This window comes from Methylomonas sp. Kb3, from assembly GCF_002834115.1.
Lineage (GTDB): Bacteria > Pseudomonadota > Gammaproteobacteria > Methylococcales > Methylomonadaceae > Methylomonas > Methylomonas defluvii.
In genome coordinates, this window is sequence record NZ_PIZT01000002.1 from 93,792 (window position 1) to 111,127 (window position 17,336).

Annotated in this window: 18 protein-coding genes; all 18 read left to right on the forward strand. The window is 52.7% G+C overall.

Annotation, left to right across the window (positions count from 1 at the left end):
* The first annotated feature begins 9 nt into the window (after positions 1 to 9).
* The 18 genes from CWO84_RS01300 to CWO84_RS01385 all read left to right on the forward strand — a co-directional run bounded on the left by CWO84_RS01300 (position 10) and on the right by CWO84_RS01385 (position 17,244).
* Positions 10 to 1,215, forward strand: coding sequence for an ATP-binding protein (locus tag CWO84_RS01300; protein WP_101051557.1), 1,206 nt, complete (start codon positions 10 to 12; stop codon positions 1,213 to 1,215).
* Complete coding sequence (locus tag CWO84_RS01305) at positions 1,202 to 2,584, forward strand: sigma-54 dependent transcriptional regulator (RefSeq protein ID WP_101051558.1); 1,383 nt, start codon at positions 1,202 to 1,204, stop codon at positions 2,582 to 2,584. Before CWO84_RS01300 ends, CWO84_RS01305 begins: the two co-directional genes overlap by 14 nt.
* 55 nt (positions 2,585 to 2,639) lie before the next feature.
* A complete protein-coding gene (gene fliE, locus CWO84_RS01310) occupies positions 2,640 to 2,951 on the forward strand; it encodes a flagellar hook-basal body complex protein FliE (protein WP_033157335.1) in 312 nt (103 codons plus the stop codon).
* A gap of 17 nt (positions 2,952 to 2,968) precedes the next feature.
* Complete coding sequence (fliF, locus tag CWO84_RS01315; RefSeq protein ID WP_101051559.1) at positions 2,969 to 4,720, forward strand: flagellar basal-body MS-ring/collar protein FliF; 1,752 nt, start codon at positions 2,969 to 2,971, stop codon at positions 4,718 to 4,720.
* Positions 4,713 to 5,723 (forward strand): flagellar motor switch protein FliG, encoded by a 1,011-nt coding sequence (gene fliG, locus CWO84_RS01320; RefSeq protein WP_033157336.1) that lies wholly within the window; start codon positions 4,713 to 4,715, stop codon positions 5,721 to 5,723. Before fliF ends, fliG begins: the two co-directional genes overlap by 8 nt.
* The gene (locus CWO84_RS01325; RefSeq protein ID WP_101051560.1) at positions 5,710 to 6,414 is read left to right on the forward strand and encodes a flagellar assembly protein FliH; all 705 of its coding nucleotides are present in this window, start codon (positions 5,710 to 5,712) and stop codon (positions 6,412 to 6,414) included. Before fliG ends, CWO84_RS01325 begins: the two co-directional genes overlap by 14 nt.
* Positions 6,411 to 7,760 carry a flagellar protein export ATPase FliI gene (gene fliI, locus CWO84_RS01330; protein ID WP_101051561.1) on the forward strand — a complete coding sequence of 450 codons (1,350 nt, stop codon included), beginning with the start codon at positions 6,411 to 6,413 and terminating at the stop codon, positions 7,758 to 7,760. Before CWO84_RS01325 ends, fliI begins: the two co-directional genes overlap by 4 nt.
* Positions 7,760 to 8,212 (forward strand): flagellar export protein FliJ, encoded by a 453-nt coding sequence (gene fliJ / locus CWO84_RS01335; protein ID WP_101051562.1) that lies wholly within the window; start codon positions 7,760 to 7,762, stop codon positions 8,210 to 8,212. Before fliI ends, fliJ begins: the two co-directional genes overlap by 1 nt.
* Positions 8,213 to 8,239: 27 nt before the next feature.
* Positions 8,240 to 9,601, forward strand: a complete 1,362-nt coding sequence (locus CWO84_RS01340) for a flagellar hook-length control protein FliK (protein ID WP_101051563.1) — start codon at positions 8,240 to 8,242, stop codon at positions 9,599 to 9,601.
* A 141-nt stretch (positions 9,602 to 9,742) separates the two neighbouring features.
* Positions 9,743 to 10,168: a 30S ribosomal protein S6 gene (gene rpsF / locus CWO84_RS01345; RefSeq protein WP_033157341.1), complete on the forward strand. Its 426-nt coding sequence runs from the start codon at positions 9,743 to 9,745 to the stop codon at positions 10,166 to 10,168.
* A gap of 25 nt (positions 10,169 to 10,193) precedes the next feature.
* Positions 10,194 to 10,424, forward strand: coding sequence for a 30S ribosomal protein S18 (gene rpsR, locus CWO84_RS01350; protein WP_020482464.1), 231 nt, complete (start codon positions 10,194 to 10,196; stop codon positions 10,422 to 10,424).
* A 67-nt stretch (positions 10,425 to 10,491) separates the two neighbouring features.
* Positions 10,492 to 11,355: a hypothetical protein gene (locus CWO84_RS01355; RefSeq protein WP_225893057.1), complete on the forward strand. Its 864-nt coding sequence runs from the start codon at positions 10,492 to 10,494 to the stop codon at positions 11,353 to 11,355.
* Positions 11,356 to 11,401: 46 nt separating this feature from the next.
* Positions 11,402 to 11,848, forward strand: a complete 447-nt coding sequence (rplI, locus tag CWO84_RS01360; protein WP_033157343.1) for a 50S ribosomal protein L9 — start codon at positions 11,402 to 11,404, stop codon at positions 11,846 to 11,848.
* 4 nt (positions 11,849 to 11,852) lie between these two features.
* Complete coding sequence (gene rfaD, locus CWO84_RS01365) at positions 11,853 to 12,794, forward strand: ADP-glyceromanno-heptose 6-epimerase (RefSeq protein WP_101051564.1); 942 nt, start codon at positions 11,853 to 11,855, stop codon at positions 12,792 to 12,794.
* 137 nt (positions 12,795 to 12,931) lie between these two features.
* A complete protein-coding gene (gene nosP / locus CWO84_RS01370; RefSeq protein ID WP_101051565.1) occupies positions 12,932 to 14,092 on the forward strand; it encodes a nitric oxide-sensing protein NosP in 1,161 nt (386 codons plus the stop codon).
* Complete coding sequence (locus tag CWO84_RS01375) at positions 14,085 to 15,221, forward strand: sensor domain-containing diguanylate cyclase (RefSeq protein WP_101051566.1); 1,137 nt, start codon at positions 14,085 to 14,087, stop codon at positions 15,219 to 15,221. Before nosP ends, CWO84_RS01375 begins: the two co-directional genes overlap by 8 nt.
* Before the next feature lie 417 nt (positions 15,222 to 15,638).
* A complete protein-coding gene (locus CWO84_RS01380) occupies positions 15,639 to 16,193 on the forward strand; it encodes a sigma-70 family RNA polymerase sigma factor (protein ID WP_101051567.1) in 555 nt (184 codons plus the stop codon).
* Between the two features lie 85 nt (positions 16,194 to 16,278).
* Positions 16,279 to 17,244, forward strand: coding sequence for a FecR family protein (locus tag CWO84_RS01385; protein ID WP_240348252.1), 966 nt, complete (start codon positions 16,279 to 16,281; stop codon positions 17,242 to 17,244).
* Positions 17,245 to 17,336 lie beyond the last annotated feature (92 nt).

Here is a 17,336-nt window from a genome sequence, read left to right on the forward strand (position 1 = left end):
CGACTAGATATGGGTACTTTAGAGCTGCATCAACAACAAAAAACCGAGCGCTTGACCGATGCATTCCGGATATTTAACGAACTTTCAGAAAATCTGGCGCATTCTTACCAAGGTTTGGAAGAGCAAGTAGCCAAGCTGAATCGCGAGTTGCAGGCCGCGCGTAGCGAGCGACTAAACACGCTGATAGAGAAGGAAAAGCTCGCCAGCCGCTTGCAACAAATTCTGGCAGCCTTGCCGGCGGCAGTGGTTGTGCTTAATTCGCACGGTTTAATCATCGATTGCAATGTCCATTCCGTGGACTTTTTGGGTGAACCCTTGCTGGGCCAATTGTGGTCGAGTGTGGCGGCGCGCAGTTTGCAACCGGTGTTCGAATCGCCACATGAACGACAGCTCCGAGACGGACGTAAAGTCAATATCACTCATAGTTCATTGGGTAACGATAATGAGCAAATTATTTTGTTATCGGATGTCAGCGAATTGCGCTCCTTACAAGACACGCTGGCTCAGCATAAGCAGCTAAGCGCAATGGGCGAAATGGTGGCCGGTCTGGCGCATCAGGTACGCACACCGCTGGCAACCGCGATTCTGTATGCCTCGCAAATGAGCAAACCCGCGATAAGCGACGAAAAACGCCAACAGTTCTCCGAGAAAATTTTAGAACGCCTGCATCACCTGGAGCGCCAAGTGAACGACATGCTGATTTTTGCTAAACAGGGTCGAATGGCCATGCAAAGCTTTTCATTGCGGCGGCTGCTGGCGCATCTTGCCGAAGCGGCCGATAGTTTTGCCGGCGAATTTAGCATTGAAAACTGCATCAGCACCGATCAGTTGCTTGGCAATGAGGATGCGCTACGAGGGGCGCTACTGAATTTAATCAATAACGCGGCTGAGGCGGGGGCGCGCAACATTGCATTAACGGTCCGGCGTAGCGATTTAGGCTGCATCGACATCACGGTGACGGATGATGGGCCCGGTATAGCTCTTGCCCAGCAAACTAAACTATTCGAACCGTTCTACACCACCAAATCCAATGGCACCGGCTTGGGGTTGGCGGTGGTGGACAGTGTCGCACGCGCCCATGGCGGCAGTGTCATATGCCGTTCGACGCCGGGGCTGGGGACGAGTTTTAGTTTGAGTCTGCCCTGTGTCAGTCAATACACCCTCGGCTTATCCGTCGGTCATGCCAAAATGGAGCAAAATGATGAAACAGTATGATGTACTTATCGTCGAAGACGACGTGGCTTTATGCGAGGCCCTATGCGATACCTTGGAAATCGAAGGCTATCGGGTCATCTCCGCTAAACACGGTATCGAGGCGTTGAGCCAATTAGCCAAGCATCCGGTCCGGCTAGTAGTCAGCGACGTACAAATGCCGGTGATGGACGGTTTTCAGCTGTTACAGAATATTCAGCAAAAGTTCGAACAGTTACCGGTGTTGCTGATGACGGCTTACGGCACCATTCCCAAAGCGGTGGAAGCTATGCAGTCCGGTGCGGCTGATTATTTGATCAAACCGTTCGAAGCGGGGATGTTGGTCGATAAGGTGGCGTCGTTGATTATGCTGCAAGCTCCAGTCGTTAACGAGCGGGTGGTGGCTGACGAGAGCATGAAAAAGCTTTATGCCTTGGCCAGCAAAGTTGCCAAAACCGATGTGACGATGTTACTGGAAGGCGAGAGCGGTACCGGTAAGGAAGTGCTGGCCCGTTATGTTCATCGCAACTCGCATTATCATGCCGGCCCGTTCGAGGCTATTAATTGCGCGGCGATTCCGGAAAACATGCTGGAAGCGATGTTGTTCGGTTATGAAAAAGGCGCATTTACCGGCGCTATTCAATCGGCGCCCGGCAAGTTCGAGCTGGCGCAAGGCGGCACCTTATTACTGGACGAGATTTCCGAGATGGATATTTCGCTGCAAGCCAAATTGCTGCGGGTGTTGCAGGAAAAAGAGGTTGAACGCCTGGGTAGCCATCGCAAAATTGCGCTGAACGTCAGAATTTTGGCGACTACCAATCGCAAATTAAAAGAGTATGTGCAGGATGGCCGGTTTCGCGAAGATCTTTATTTCCGCTTGAGCGTATTTCCACTCAAAATTCCGCCACTCCGGGAACGAGCGGGCGATATTTTGCCGCTGGCGCTGGAGTTGTTGCACAAGCATAGTCCGGCTGGGAAAGCGGTCGGCGGCTTTGACGAGGCGGCCATGATCAAGTTGTCTGAATACAGTTGGCCGGGTAATGTCAGAGAGTTGGAAAACGTGGTGCAGCGGGCCTTGATCCTGCAAAGCCGGCATCAAATTGGCGCCGACGACCTGATTTTTGAGGAAGATATGTTGGTTTTGCCGAGTTTGCCCGCTGCTGTGCAAAGTCTTGCCGTAGAATCGCGGCAAACCGACGGCGAGAATAGCCCTTTCGAGCTCGGCAGCTTGGGCGACGGCGTGCGTTCGGCTGAGGAAAAAATCATTTTGCAAATGTTACGCGACGTCAGCGGCAGCCGGAAAACCACAGCCGCCAAGCTGGGTATCAGTCCGCGCACCTTGCGTTATAAAATTGCGCGGATGAAAGAGGCGGGAGTGATGGTACCAGGTTAAATCTTGGCTTGAAAAATGCTTATGCTAAGCAAGGCAACCTAAAAGAGTCATTATCATGTCAGATATGAATGTTAACCAAGTGCTCGCCCAGATGCGGGCCATGTCCATAGAGGCCGGTGCCAAGCCACAGCCTAGCGACACCTCCGGCGATTTTGCCGCCATGTTGAAACAATCCATCGACGCAGTGAATAACACTCAGCAAACCGCCAGCGGTTTGGCTAAATCCTTTGAGATGGGTCAGAGCGACGTCAGCTTGGCGGAAGTGATGATTGCCTCGCAAAAAGCCAGCGTTTCTTTTCAGGCCATGCTCCAGGTGCGTAATAAACTGGTGGATGCTTATAAGGACGTGATGGGCATGTCAATGTAGGCAGCGGAAGATAAGCCATGAGCGAACTAGACAGAAATCTACCGATGGAGGCCCATACCCAATCAAGTATGGCAAACGCCGACAAAATGCACCCTGCTTTGAAAGGCCTGAGCAAAATGCCGATGGTGCGCCAGCTGGGTCTGATGCTGGGTTTGGCGCTTAGCGTGGCAATAGGCGTAGCGGTGGTGTTGTGGTCGCAGGCCCCGTCTTACGATTTACTGTTTTCCGGCGTGGCGGAAAAAGATTCTGCGGAAATTCTCGATGCATTGACCAAGCTAAATGTCGATTACAAGGTCGAAACCGGCTCCGGCGCGATCATGGTGCCAGCCGACAATATCCGGGAGCTGAAATTAAAATTGGCCGCACAAGGCTTGCCGCGCAGCGCCAGTTTGGGCTATGAATTGCTGGATAAAGATAACGGCTTCGGCGCCAGCAAAAATGTCGAGCAAATGCGTTTTCAACGCGCATTGGAAGGCGAAATTGCCCTGACGATTCAAACCATTCAAAACGTCAAATCCGCAAAAGTGCTGCTGGCTATTCCGGTGCAATCGGTATTTGTCCGGGAACGCAAAAAGCCCAGCGCCTCGGTGGTCGTAGAGCTCTACCAAGGCCGCACCCTGGAAAAGGAGCAAATCGAATCCATTGTGCATTTGGTCGCTTCCAGCGTGCCATTGATGGAAGCCAGCCAGGTGACGGTCGTGGATCAGAAAGGCCGCTTGTTGAACAGCAAGGAAGGCGGCGAAGACATGTCCTTGTCCAGCAAGCAGTTCGAATACAAGAAAAATATAGAAGAGCATCTGCGTGGCCGGATCGAAAATATCCTGACGCCACTGGTAGGCGGCGACGGTATGCGGGCGCAAATTTCTGCGGACGTCGATTTCACCGTCACCGAAAAAACCCAGGAAATGTTTAACCCGGATTTGCCTGCTCTGCGTAGCGAGCAAACTCAGGAAGAAAATAACTCCTTATCCAAAGTGCAAGGTGTGCCCGGCGCATTATCCAATCAACCCCCACCCACGGGTACCGCGCCGGAAGTAGCTAGCGGCCAGGAAAAACAAGCGGCCGTAGAATCCGGTTCCGGCTCGTCCAACAAAACCGCGACCCGTAATTACGAACTGGATAAAACCATTACTCATACTAGACTGGCCACAGGTGCCTTAAGACGCCTGTCGGTGGCGGTAGTGGTGGACGATAAAAAAGTGGTGCAAGCCGACGGTAAAGCGACCTTAGTGGCTTACTCGCAAGAAGATCTGAATCAACTTCGCGACTTGGTCAAACAGGCCGTCGGTTATGATAATAGCCGCGGCGATCAGGTGACGGTAACCAATGTCGCGTTCAGATTGCCCGATGCAATGGAAGAAGTACCCTCCGAACCTATCTGGGAACAAGCCTGGTTTGCCAGTGCACTGAAACAGCTGGCGGCGGTTGCTGTCGTGTTGCTGCTGATCATGGGGGTGTTGCGTCCCGGTCTGCGCACCTTGATCGCCAAGGAAGAACAGTTAGAGGCACTTGAACAAGCCAAGGCAATCGCGGAAGCAACCGGTGGTGTGGTGCGTTTCGATGAGACCGGCAAGCCGGTGGCTGTCGCGGTCTCGGTCGATGAGGAAACCGGTGAAGTACGCACCATCACCACTGGCGTGGAGGATTTATTGTTACTCGAAGCGCCGCAAAGCTATGAAAAACGTTTGGAATATGTGCAAAAACTCATAGACGAAGATCCTAAATTGGTCGCGCAAGTGATCAAAACCTGGTTGAAAGACGATGGCTGAGCAAGAGAAATTAACGCATGCGCAACGGGCTTCGCTGCTGTTATTGGCGGTGGGGCAGGATAGAGCAGCCTCGGTATTGCGGCATATGGGACCGAAAGAAGTGCAATTGATCGGTTCGAACATGGCGCAGCTTGGGCCGATTAGTTCGGGCATGGTTGATGAGGTGTTGGAAGAATTCATCATCGAAATCAAAAACGAAACGGGTCTGGGGCTGGACTCCGACGAATACATCCGCAATATGCTGACCAACGCGCTGGGTGCCGACAAAGCCGGCAGCATCATCGACCGGATTTTGTTGGGAGCCAACAGCAAGGGTATCGAACAACTGAAGTGGATGGATACTCGGTCCATCGCCGACTTGATTCGTCTGGAACATCCGCAAATCATTTCCATAATTTTGTCCTTGCTGGATGCCGATCAGGCCGCCGACGTGCTGACCTTATTGCCGCAAAACATGCGCTCGGATATTTTGATGCGCATCGCCACGCTGGAAGGCGTGCAACCCGCCGCTTTGCGCGAGTTGGACGACATCATGGAGAAACAGTTGACCGGCAGCGACGGCGTCAAATCCTCGCAAATCGGCGGTATCGACGCAGCGGCCAATATCCTTAACTTTATCGAAAGCGGTATCAGCGATCCGATGATGCAAGACATCAACGAAGCCAACGCCGATTTGGGCCAACGCATCCAGGATAAAATGTTTGTGTTCGGCGATTTGATCAATGTCGATGATCGCGGTATTCAAACCCTGTTGCGCGAAGTGTCCACCGATCAGCTGCTGTTGGCTCTGCGCGGCGTGGAAACCGGTTTACGCGACAAAGTGTTTGCCAATATGTCCAGACGCGCGGCGGAAATGTTGCGTGACGACTTGGAAGCTGCACCGCCTGCGCGCTTGAGTGAAGTCGAAGCCGCGCAAAAAGATATTCTGGCGATAGCCAAACGCTTGTCCGATGCGGGTGAAATAGCTTTGGGTGGCGGTGGCGGTGGCGATGAGTTCGTCTAAGGGCAATAAGTTTTCCGAGTCTGAATTACAGGCTCTGGATCGCTGGACCAATCTGCAGGATTTCAGCAACCCGCGTTCCGAAGCCGTCGAATTGGAGGAAGTAACCCAGGTTTTGACCGCCGAACAGATTGAAGAAATTCAAAAGCAGGCCTACGCAGAAGCCTTCGAACAAGGTAAGCAGCAAGGTTATGCGGACGGGCAAAAGGAAGGTTTTGAAGTTGGGCGCAAACAAGGCTATGAAGAAAGCGTGCATTTGCTGCAAAAGCAGGCGGCCGAGTTCGCCAATTTACTGGAGGCGCTCAGCGAGCCTTTCAAACAACTCGACGAGTCGGTCGAGCAGGAGTTGGTGAAATTAACCATTGCCATTGCCAGTCAGTTGATTCGCCGGGAGTTGAAGTTAGAGCCCGGCGAGATCGTCGGCGTAGTCAGGGAGGCGATCAATGCCTTGCCGCTGGCATCTCAGAAAGTCACCGTCAACTTGCATCCCGAAGATGCGGCCTTGGTGCGTACTGCGTTAAAACTCGATGAAAATATGCCGCCTTGGCGCTTACAGGAAAATCCCTTGTTGAGTCGTGGCGGTTGTACCGTTGAAACTGAAATGTCCAGAATCGATGCCAGCGTCGAAAGCCGGGTAGCCGCCGTGATCGCCACCGTATTGGGCGGCGAGCGCCGCGAGGATTTTGGGCGATGATTCCCAGTGCCGACCGTTCCGACTTGTGGTTGGCGCGCTTGCAGCCGTATCGGGAAAGATTGGCTGCGGACCCCCTGGAATTGGTGGTCGAAGGCAAATTGTCGCGGATGGTGGGCTTAACCCTGGAAGCGGAAGGTTGCCGGGCGGCAATCGGTTCATTGTGTCAAGTGATTACCAAATCCGGCAAGATCATCACGGCTGAGGTCGTCGGTTTTGGCGGATCCCGCTTATTTTTGATGCCGACCGGCGATACGCACGGCCTGGAACCGGGCTGCCGTGTCATTCCCATGGGCAAGAACAGTCTGGCCAGCGTCGGTTTTGGTTTATTGGGCCGGGTGCTAGACGGTGCCGGCAAGCCCTTGGATAGTAAGGGGCCGCTGGATACCGATGCCAAGGTCTCTTTATCCGGCGTTACCATCAATCCACTCAGCCGCAAACCGATCCGCGAGGCCTTGGATGTCGGTGTGCGGGCGATCAACGCCATTCTCAGCGTCGGCCGCGGGCAGCGTATGGGTTTGTTTGCCGGTACTGGAGTGGGCAAAAGCGTGTTGCTGGGGATGATGACCAAGTTTACCAATGCCGACGTCGTCGTGGTGGGTTTGGTCGGCGAGCGGGGCAGGGAGGTCAACGAATTTGTGTTGAAAATTCTTGGCGAAGAAGGTTTGCGCAGAGCCGTGGTAGTCGCCTCGCCGGCTGACGACTCGCCGTTGATGCGGGTGCACGGCGCCTTGCTGGCGACCAGTATTGCCGAATATTTTCGCGACCAGGGCTTGGACGTGCTGTTGCTGATGGATTCCTTGACCCGATACGCTCAGGCGTACCGGGAAATCGCCTTGGCGATAGATGAACCGCCGGCGACCAAGGGCTATCCGCCCTCGGTGTTTGCGAAATTACCGCAATTGGTAGAACGTGCCGGAAACGGCGATGAAGGCGGCGGTTCGATTACTGCGTTTTATACGGTACTGGCGGAAGGCGACGATACTAACGATCCGATTGCCGATGCGGCGCGGGGTGTATTGGACGGTCATGTGGTGCTGTCGCGCTCGTTGGCGGAGTCCGGGCACTATCCGGCAATCGATATTGAAGCCTCGATCAGCCGGGTGATGCCGGACATCATAGAACCGGAACATCTGCAAATGGCGCGCGATTTGCGGCGTTTGTATTCCATCTATCAACAGAACAAGGATTTGATTAGCGTCGGTGCTTATCGGCTGGGAGCCGATCCGCGCATTGACAAAGCGATAGAAAAAAATCCGGCGATCATGGATTTTCTACAACAAAGCATGGACGAATCGGTGGACTTGAGCCGGAGTCTGAGCGAGTTAGCGCAATTGCTGGCGAGCTGATGAAAAAGTCGCAGCGACTGAAAGTTATTATCGACTTACATGCGCGTCAGGAACATGACGCTTTGCAGGCTTTGGGTATCTGTCAGCAAAAACTGCAAGAGCAGCAGGCCCAACTGGAAAATTTACAAAGTTACCGTTTGGATTATTTAGGTAAGTTCGCTGTCAGACAGCAGGCGGGGATCAACATCAGTCAGTTGATGGAATTCAGGGCTTTTGCCGATAAGCTCGATCAGGCTATTGAAAGCCAGCAGCAGACGGTAAGCAACCATGAGCGCGAGGTGCAGCGGGCCCGTAAGCGCTGGGAAGAGGCGCATCAACGTACCAAAAGTTTGCAAAAAGTCAGTGAGCTGGCTTTGATTGAAGAAATGAAAGTCGAACAAAAGCGCGAGCAGGCCGAGCAAGATGACCGGGCGGCGCGATCAGGACGCAAGGATGGCACGGGAAGTGCTTGATTAAATAAAAATGTCAGGAGAAATGCCATGAATATCCAAGGTTTAAATCCGCTGTCTCTATTAGCCTCCGCCGATAGTGCCGGCGCTGCGACGACAGCTCTATTGGGCGAAGGTGGTGGTGGCGTGTTTTCGGCGACGCTGCTTGAGCAGCTGGCACAATTGCAAAACAGTTTATTGAGTAAAGGGGCGGCCGGTGACGCCGGCTTGGCGAATTTACAGCAGCTGGGCGGATTGGGGACGGATGCTCTGAACAGTCAAAGCTTGCAGGATTTTACCGCTCTATTCGGCAAGAGTTTGCCGACGGCAACCAAACTTGATCAGGATATTAATCTCGACGATACCATGCAAGCCTTAGCGGATGTTTTGCAATACTTGCAAGGCTTGGAGGCCACCGGTGCCGCGCCGCAAGCTCCGGTTTTACCGGTTGCATCGGCCGATCAAGAGAATCTTGCCGATATAGTGACGGAAAATATCGAGGCTGCACATGATGAGCAGGCGGTGAATGCTGCGATCTACGTAAGCACGCAAGCTCAGCCCTTGCCGGTGGCGGATAGCGTGAGTGTTGTTAACGACGCGCTGAAATCAGCGGTAGTAACCAGCGAGGCGATGTCTGCCATCAAAAACAATCCGGAGCTGTTGGGTATGGATGCCAAAAAAGAGGCGTTGACGGCATTGAGTGGCGCTGATGAAGGGCGGAAGACGATGGTAGCGGAGAGCGGTTTTGCCAAAACCCTGGCCGCCGAAGACGGCGCGTCCCCGCAATTTGCGCAAGACAGCGCGGCTGATACTTTTCAAACCGAGCAGCGCGATGTGCCGAAACAGCAAATTGGCGGTAGCGAGGCTGATATGGGGTTATCGAGAATGACGGCCGACATCAACCAGCTGAATAAATCGGTAAATAGCGTCGGGCAAACGTCAGCGCCGACGATAGAAAAACATTTGACTCATCCGGAATGGAACACCGAGCTGGGCGAAAAATTGTTGTGGATGCATAAACAAGCGGTGCCTTCCGCTGAAATTCGCCTGAATCCTGAGCATCTCGGCCCTATTTCCATCAAGATCGATGTCAATCAAGATCAAGCCAATGTGGTCTTCACCGCCCAGCACGCGGCGGTCAGGGACGCCATTGAAGCGGCAATCCCCAAGTTGCGGGAAATGTTGGGTGGGCAAAACTTGAATTTGGCGGATGTTAATGTTTCCCAGCAACAATCAGAACAACGGTCTGGACGCGAGTCCTTCCAAATGGCCGGCGAGCAAAATCGCGGTGGCAATAGTCAAAGCCAAGGCCATTCCGATAGTGCGGCAACCGAGCCCTCCAACACTATGCTCGAAGAAATTGAAGCAGGCCGTGCCATCGCCAGTAATGGCTTATTGAGTCTGTTTGCCTAGTCAACTTTAGGCGCTGTTGAAAAATTGCTTTGCAAAAACAGCGCCTATTTCTATAATGCCCAGCTTTTTGGGGAATTTATCCCCACCCCTTGCCTCACTGTTCAAGCGGATGGGAGGCTTTTAAACCCGTAAGGAGAAATCATGCGACATTATGAAATTGTCTTCTTAGTCCACCCTGACCAAAGTGCTCAGGTGCCGGCTATGATAGAGCGTTATAAATCCACCGTTGAAGAAGCCGCAGGCAAAATTCACCGTTTGGAAGATTGGGGCCGTAGACATTTGGCTTACCCTATCAAAAAAATTCATAAAGCACACTACGTGTTGATGAACATCGAATGCGATCAAGCCACTCTTGAAGAACTGGAAAGCGGTTTTCGTTTCAACGACGCCATTCTGCGTAGCCAAACTCTGGCGCAAAAAGCGGCCGTAACCGAGCCTTCCGCGATTGCTGTCAGCGGTAACGACGGTCAAAAAGCCGGTAGCCGAGTTAAGGAAGAAGTCGAAGAAGAAACCGAAGAAGCTGAAGTAGAAGTCGTTGAGACTGAAGTCGCAGCGGATTCCGAATAATCAACATTGAACCAAGAGAATTGTGATGGCACGTAACAACATTAGACGCAAAAAAGGTTGCCGTTTTAGCGGCGAAGACGCGATCAAAATCGATTATAAAGATCTGGATTTATTGAGCGAGTATGTTACCGAAACCGGCAAAATCATTCCTAGCCGCATTACCGGTACCAGTGCGAAATATCAAAGACAGCTGACTTCCGCTATTAAACAAGCGCGTTTCCTGGCTTTGTTGCCGTTCTGCGACGCACACAAGTGATTTAGCACGGGGGGCGTAGCGCGTGCAATTTCTGGCCACTTTCATTATGAAAGGACGGATGCAGGCCATGACGGTCGCATCCAGCCTGGCCTTGCTATCGCTGCTGTTTCCTCCTGTCAGTATCGTAAGTTCAGCCGCTGTCTCATTGGTAACATTGAGGCGTGGGGCTAGCGAAGGCTTGTATGTGCTGATGTGCTCATGTCTGGCTGCCGCCGTATTAAGCACCTTATTGATCGGTAATTACCAGTACGCATTGCTTTACGGTCTGGCCTTTTGGCTACCGGTTTGGCTGATTTCGATAGTACTGCGCGAAGGCCGTTATCTGACACTGGCAATTGAAATTGCCGTGTTGCTGGGTGTGGCGGTGGTGCTGGGTATTTACATGATTCAGGACCAACCGGTACAGCTTTGGCGCGAAGTGTTGAGCTTTATGCTGCAGCCCATGCTTGAAGGCAAAACCGATGTGCCGCTTGAGCAAATTAGGCAGTCTGCAGAATTGTTGGCGCATTTCATGTCCGGAGTTGCCGCGGCAGGCAGCGTTTACGGCTTGCTGTTCGGTTTGTTTTTGGCCAGATGGTGGCAAGCAGCGCTATACAACCCGGGCGGTTTCAGAGCCGAGTTTTTGGCGTTGAAAGGGCATGTGCATTTGACATTAGGCACCTTGTTGGTGGCCGGAGTAGCCATGCTGACTTCCGGCAAAACCGCGGAACTTTGTTGGAACGTGCTATTGGTGCTGCTGGTGACCTACACAATGATAGGCACCGCAGTGTTGCACGCGGCGTTCTCGGTGATGAAGGGTAGTCGTTTCATGGTGCCTTTTTTATATGTCACATTGATGTTGATCCCGCATGTGATGGTGGTGATCGTGTTGTGCGGACTGACTGACACCTGGCTGGACTTACGAAATAAACTAAAACCAAATGGAGCGTAAGCTCCCGATTTTTCGACAATCAAGTCGATCTAAGAGGTAGAAAACGATGGAAGTCATTCTTCTGGAAAAAACCGCCAATCTGGGTAACCTGGGCGATAAAGTAACCATCAAAGCGGGTTACGGCAGAAACTATTTGATCCCGCAAGGCAAAGCAGTGCCTGCTACGCCCAAGAAAATCAGAGAGTTTGAAGAGCGTCGCGCCGAGCTGGAAAAACAAGCGGCTGAAAAATTGGCTGCTGCGACTGCTCGCGGCGAAGCAATCAGCAAATTGAACGTATCCATTGCCCACAAAACCGGCGACGAAGGCCGTTTGTTCGGTTCTGTTGGTACACAAAACGTTGCTGATGCCATTACCGCTGCCGGCGTAAAAGTTGAGAAGCACGAAATCCGTATGCCAAACGGCGTCATCCGTAACATCGGCGAATACGACATTGCTATCAATCTGCATACCGACGTCGTTATTACGCTGCCGGTAAAAGTGGTAGCCGAGTAAAACCGTGATCATCGTAACCGGTGGCGCCGGCTTTATTGGCAGCAATCTGTTATTGGGCCTGAATGCCCGCGGTTATGATGATATTTTGGTAGTCGACCATTTGACTAACGGTATCAAATACCGGAATTTGGTCGAGTGCAAGATAGCGGATTATCTGGACAGAAGCACCTTTTTGGAACGACTGCAACAAGGTGCTTTCCAAGCAGAATCGATAGAAGCCATATTTCATCAGGGCGCCTGTTCCAGCACGACAGAGTGGGACGGCCGCTACATGATGGACAACAATTATGAATACAGCAAAACGCTGTTTCATTATTGCCAAAGCCATAAAATCCCGTTCATTTACGCCTCCAGCGCCGCTACTTACGGTGCCGATTTAACCTTCAAGGAAGAATTGGCTTATGAAGGTCCGCTGAATGTCTACGGTTATTCCAAGTTTCAGTTCGACCAATATTTGCGCAGACAGCAAAAATTGACCGCGCAAGTGGTGGGTTTACGCTACTTCAATGTCTACGGTCCGCGCGAAGCCCACAAAGGTAGCATGGCCAGCGTAGCCTTTCATTTGAATAATCAGATCAAAGATTCCGACGAATTACGCTTATTCGAAGGTTGCGACGGTTACGGCAACGGCGAGCAGCGCCGCGATTTTGTTTATGTCGGCGATGTGGTGGCTATTAACCTTTGGTTTCTGGATAACCCCCAAGCATCCGGCATCTACAACTGTGGCACGGGTCGTAGCCAGACCTTTAATGATGTGGCGAATGCGGTGATCAAATTTCACCAGCGCGGCCATATCAAATATATTCCCTTCCCCGAGCACCTGAAAGGCTGCTACCAAAGCTTCACCGAAGCCAATCTGGATAAATTACGCGCCGCTGGTTGTAAACATTCGTTCCAAACCGTCGAGCAAGGCGTACAACTTTATATGGAATGGTTGAACGGCTAGTCAGGTCAATTTCTATCATCGATCCAGATGATTTTTGTAAGCAAATAACGACAAATCTCGATTTTTCTACAGCATGGTCTGGAGCCCGGTTGTAGAATATTTCCCTAATTCGTCAACAGTAACTGCCGAGAACGTAGATGAGTCCCCGCACGGCAATTCGCATTGCCCATTCCTGTTTAGCTGACCCCCAGCGGGCGGTCGAAGAGCTTGCTTTAGGTTTGCAGCACACCGACACCACCTTGGTCCTTTTCTTTTGTTCGAATAGTTATGACCGAACTGTGCTGGCTTCCGAAATAAGACGTCGATTTCAAGGTATCCAAGTGCTTGGCTGTACGACTTCCGGCGAAATTGGCGGTGCAGGATTACGTCAACAAAGCCTGGTAGGTGTCGGCTTTTCCGCACCGGATTTTATGGCAACCAGTGGCCTAATCCCTAATTTGCAACAGTTTCGCATCGCCGAAGGGCACGCGCTTGCCAACGAGCTTTTGTATGGCTTGCAAGATAGAGTGACGCATCTTAACGCCGAAAATTGCTTCGGTTTTTTATTGATCGACGGCTTATCGGTGCGCGAAGAGCAGGTTACCCATGCGATACAAGACGCATTAGGCAATATTGCCATGATTGGCGGCTCGGCGGCCGACGACTTGCAGTTCCGTAAAACATACGTTTATTGCGAGGGCGACTTTCATACCGACAGTGCCGTGTTGTTGCTGGTGCATACCTCGTTACCGTTCAAAATATTCAAAGCCCAGCATTTTGAGCCGACCGCGGAAAGATTGGTGGTCACTCTCGCCGATGCCAGACGCCGCGTCGTATATGAAATCAACGGTCTACCAGCCGCGCCGGAATACGCCAGACTCATTGGGGTTTCGACAGACGCTTTAAGCCATGCGCACTTTGCCGCGGCGCCGGTCGTGGTATCTATCGACGGAAACTATTATGTGCGGGCGATTCGTAGCGCCAACCAAGATCAAAGCCTGACTTTTTACTGCGCGATTGAGGAAGGCTTGGTATTGAGAGTGGCGCTGGGCGTCGATCCTATCGAAAGTCTGCAACAGGTTTTTGCCGAAGTTCGGGCCGAGATAGGCCAACCTCAGGTCGTTGTCGCTTGCGATTGCATCCTTAGAAAGCTCGAGCTGGTGCAGCGCGGGTTGACGGCGCAGGCTGAACAAATCCTGAGTGATAATAAGGTGATAGGTTTCAATACTTATGGCGAACAGTTTCGCGGCGTGCATGTGAATCAGACCTTCGCCGCGGTTGCCATCGGGGCAGTAGATAGGTGTGACGAGTATGATTGATACAGATGCACTCGATATAGAGAGCGAATTAAGGGCGGAAATCGTTCGCCTGAATAAGGTGGTGGAAGCCTTAATGAATCGAGTAGAGCATAGTTCCACTCAACACTATTCGGATTTTGATCAGTTTCAAACCACCATCATGCTGGAGAATTTGGTGAGGGCGCGGACAAAGGAACTGGATGCGGCGTTGCGGGAAAACGAGAAAATCAATCGGGCCCTGCAGGAAGCCGAGGAGAAATTTCATCGGGTGCTGGATCAATCCTTGGTTGGTATCACCATGATTATCGATGACCGTTTCCATTATGTGAATCCCAAGTTCGCGGCAATCTTTGATTACCCGGTCGATGAACTCATGACGATGGACATCATGGAACTCGTCAGCGATGCCGATGAACCTACCGTGCGCGCAGCGATGCAGAAAGCGCTGAACCAAGAGCTTGCCAAAATTAATTTTGTCGCCAACGCCGTGCGTAGGAATGGCCAAATGATCACGGTGGAGGTATCGGTGAGTCCGGCCATAGATATTGGTGGCAAGCCTGCATTGATAGCGGTCTTGGCGGATATTAGCGAGCGATTGCGCTCCGAGCGGCAAGTCCAAGCGCTACACGAGCAACTCCAATATCAGGCGATTCATGATCCGTTGACCGGACTGTATAACCGCCTGTTCCTTAACGAGAATTTGGAACGTGAATTGCTGTTGGCAGAGCGACAAGGCTACGAGGTGAGCGTGGTGATGAGCGATCTGGATCATTTTAAAATGATCAATGATTGTTATGGACACCAGGCCGGTGATGCAGTTTTGAAAGCATTTGCCGACATCCTGAAGCGTCATGCCCGCGCCAGCGATTTGGATTGCCGTTATGGCGGCGAAGAGTTTTTTCTGGTGTTGCCGGATACTTCGCTGCAAACCGCTAATGAACGCGCCGAATCGATACGTTTGGCCCTGATTGCGCAGCCCATTGCCGTTGCCGACATCAGTATCCATGTCACCGCATCATTTGGTGTAGCCACCTACCCGGCAAACGGCCTATCCCCGGTGGCCTTGATCGGGGCGGCGGACAAAGCGCTCTATCTAGCCAAGGACGCTGGCCGCAATCAGGTCGTCGCAGCTGCCCCGCCATTGTCGTAGATATTTTTAGTCCACTTTCCGGATAGCCCGATTCGGTTAATTTCTGCTGCGAAGTGCTTGCCGATTGCTCGCTTCTAGCTGCAGCCTGGCCGCGCCTTACTCGATGCGGTAGATGCCGATGTTCTGGTGGATTCGGCTCAACGTGCTCAGCAAGCGTGCGATTTGGTGCGCCCGGCACCATTGCCCGCTGATTTACAAAAACACATTCTCGATACTTTCGCACGGGGCGTAACCCAACCTAGAATGTCGCTGCCAATCAGGGATTCACCGCAAACCGCTGTGGCATATCACGTATTTTCTCCGTCTGTCATTCCGGTATGCGCCGGCAAAAAAGCTTAATTGCCTGATTTCTATTTGCTTGTGCGATTGGGCGCGTATTGTGCTTTTAACATCCGGACAATAACGCAGCGATGGCACATGTCCGACCAACTATTTTCCGCAAAACCTTCCGACAGCGGCGAGCAAGCCGAACTCAGCGCCGAACAGTTTGCGGCATTCATCGATAAACATCGCGATGAACTCAGTCGTTTTATCGTGCGTAAACTGGGTTCGGAAGACCTGTCCGCAGACATACTGCAAGATGCTTATTTGCGGCTAAGCCGCCAGCAAACCCAGGACACTATCGAGAATCCGCGCGCATTCGTGTTTCGGGTTGTCGGTAATCTGGTGATCGACTATCAACGGGTTAGCGTCAATCGGCTCAAGCAGGATGTTGACGACGACACCTACAACGCCGTTCCCGAACAGTCGCCCGGCCCCGAGCAGCGTTATCAGCAGACCCAGCGCTTGCAAGCCATTCATCAGGCCTTGGCCGAATTACCCGAAGACTGCCGTCTGGCTTTTTACTGGAACCGGGTCGAAGGCCTTAGCCATACCGAAGTCGCGGCCCGCCTGCGCATTTCGGACAGCATGGTCGCCAAGCATCTGGCAAGAGCCATGCGGCATTGCCGGGACAGACTCAAGCAACATTGAGTCCCATGCCGACCGCCCGGAAAATATCAGCAAGAACCGCCTCGTCATCCGTCATAATAGTTTCAACCGTCACAACCTTATGCCGATGAGTAACGCACCCGTTTCCGAAATCACCACTTTGTCCGATCAGGCCATTGATTGGGTGATACGGCTGCGCGCCGGAAACGCCGGCGAGCAGGAGCGGCGTGCGGTCGCCGAATGGCAAAATCGCAGCCCCTCGCACCGTCGCGCCTTTGCCGAGGCCGAACAACTGTGGCTGGACATGGGCGAGGGCTGGTCGGTAACGGATCTGCCGATACCGGCGCAAGCCATGGGCCGCCGATTTAGCCGGCCCGTCTGGCGCGGTTTGGCAGCGGCCGCGGTTGCCTTGGCGTTGGTTTTGCCGTTTTCCGGCCTTGGCGACCGCTGGTTCAGTGACTATTACACCGCTGTCGGCGAACAAAAAACCGTGACGTTGGCCGACGGCAGCCAGGTGCTGTTGAATACCGATACCGCATTGACGGTTGCCTATTCGGATACCGGCCGCAAACTGACATTGAAACACGGCCAGGCCTTGTTCAAGGTCGCCGCCGACCGTAAACGGCCGTTTGAGGTAGCCACCGATACTGTAGTGGTCAAAGCCTTAGGCACGGTCTTTGAAGTGCTGCAGCAAGACCACGCCGCCCGCATCACTGTGCAGGAACACGCCGTGGGCGTCAAAGGTCTGCAGGCCCCGGATTACCCGCCCGACGCCCGCATTCAAGAAGGGCAACAAGCGGTTTACAGTGCCGCCAACGGCTTGCAAGCTGCAGTGTCGGCCGATCCGCAGCAAAGCGCCGCCTGGCAACGCGGTAAACTGGTCTTTAAAAATCAAGCCCTGGCCAATGTGGTTGCGGAATTGGACCGCTATTTCCCCGGAACGATCATCATCAGTGACGCCAAACTGGCGGCGCTAAGGGTCAGCGGCGTTTTTCCGCTGGCGGACCGCGCCGCCACGCTGGCGATGCTGCAACAAATCCTCTCGGTAAAAATCAGTCAAATCACGCCTTGGTTAACCATATTGCACGGCTAGCGCAAAAAAAATCCCGCCGCCATTACAAGATTTTTCCAGCCGTCCGTCTTAACCGGTACGCGGCAATGGTGCCGCCGCCACGTTAAGGATTA

Bases quoted from the DNA above. Each gene is read 5' to 3' on its own strand.
- rplI (WP_033157343.1), top strand. From the start codon at position 11,402: ATGGAAGTCATTCTTCTGGAAAAAACCGCCAATCTGGGTAACCTGGGC.
- CWO84_RS01340 (WP_101051563.1), top strand. From the start codon at position 8,240: ATGAATATCCAAGGTTTAAATCCGCTGTCTCTATTAGCCTCCGCCGAT.
- fliF (WP_101051559.1), top strand. From the start codon at position 2,969: ATGAGCGAACTAGACAGAAATCTACCGATGGAGGCCCATACCCAATCA.
- CWO84_RS01305 (WP_101051558.1), top strand. From the start codon at position 1,202: ATGAAACAGTATGATGTACTTATCGTCGAAGACGACGTGGCTTTATGC.
- CWO84_RS01375 (WP_101051566.1), top strand. From the start codon at position 14,085: ATGATTGATACAGATGCACTCGATATAGAGAGCGAATTAAGGGCGGAA.
- CWO84_RS01355 (WP_225893057.1), top strand. From the start codon at position 10,492: ATGACGGTCGCATCCAGCCTGGCCTTGCTATCGCTGCTGTTTCCTCCT.
- CWO84_RS01380 (WP_101051567.1), top strand. From the start codon at position 15,639: ATGTCCGACCAACTATTTTCCGCAAAACCTTCCGACAGCGGCGAGCAA.
- CWO84_RS01385 (WP_240348252.1), top strand. From the start codon at position 16,279: ATGAGTAACGCACCCGTTTCCGAAATCACCACTTTGTCCGATCAGGCC.
- fliE (WP_033157335.1), top strand. From the start codon at position 2,640: ATGTCAGATATGAATGTTAACCAAGTGCTCGCCCAGATGCGGGCCATG.
- CWO84_RS01300 (WP_101051557.1), top strand. From the start codon at position 10: ATGGGTACTTTAGAGCTGCATCAACAACAAAAAACCGAGCGCTTGACC.
- fliJ (WP_101051562.1), top strand. From the start codon at position 7,760: ATGAAAAAGTCGCAGCGACTGAAAGTTATTATCGACTTACATGCGCGT.
- rpsF (WP_033157341.1), top strand. From the start codon at position 9,743: ATGCGACATTATGAAATTGTCTTCTTAGTCCACCCTGACCAAAGTGCT.
- nosP (WP_101051565.1), top strand. From the start codon at position 12,932: ATGAGTCCCCGCACGGCAATTCGCATTGCCCATTCCTGTTTAGCTGAC.
- fliI (WP_101051561.1), top strand. From the start codon at position 6,411: ATGATTCCCAGTGCCGACCGTTCCGACTTGTGGTTGGCGCGCTTGCAG.
- fliG (WP_033157336.1), top strand. From the start codon at position 4,713: ATGGCTGAGCAAGAGAAATTAACGCATGCGCAACGGGCTTCGCTGCTG.
- CWO84_RS01325 (WP_101051560.1), top strand. From the start codon at position 5,710: ATGAGTTCGTCTAAGGGCAATAAGTTTTCCGAGTCTGAATTACAGGCT.
- rpsR (WP_020482464.1), top strand. From the start codon at position 10,194: ATGGCACGTAACAACATTAGACGCAAAAAAGGTTGCCGTTTTAGCGGC.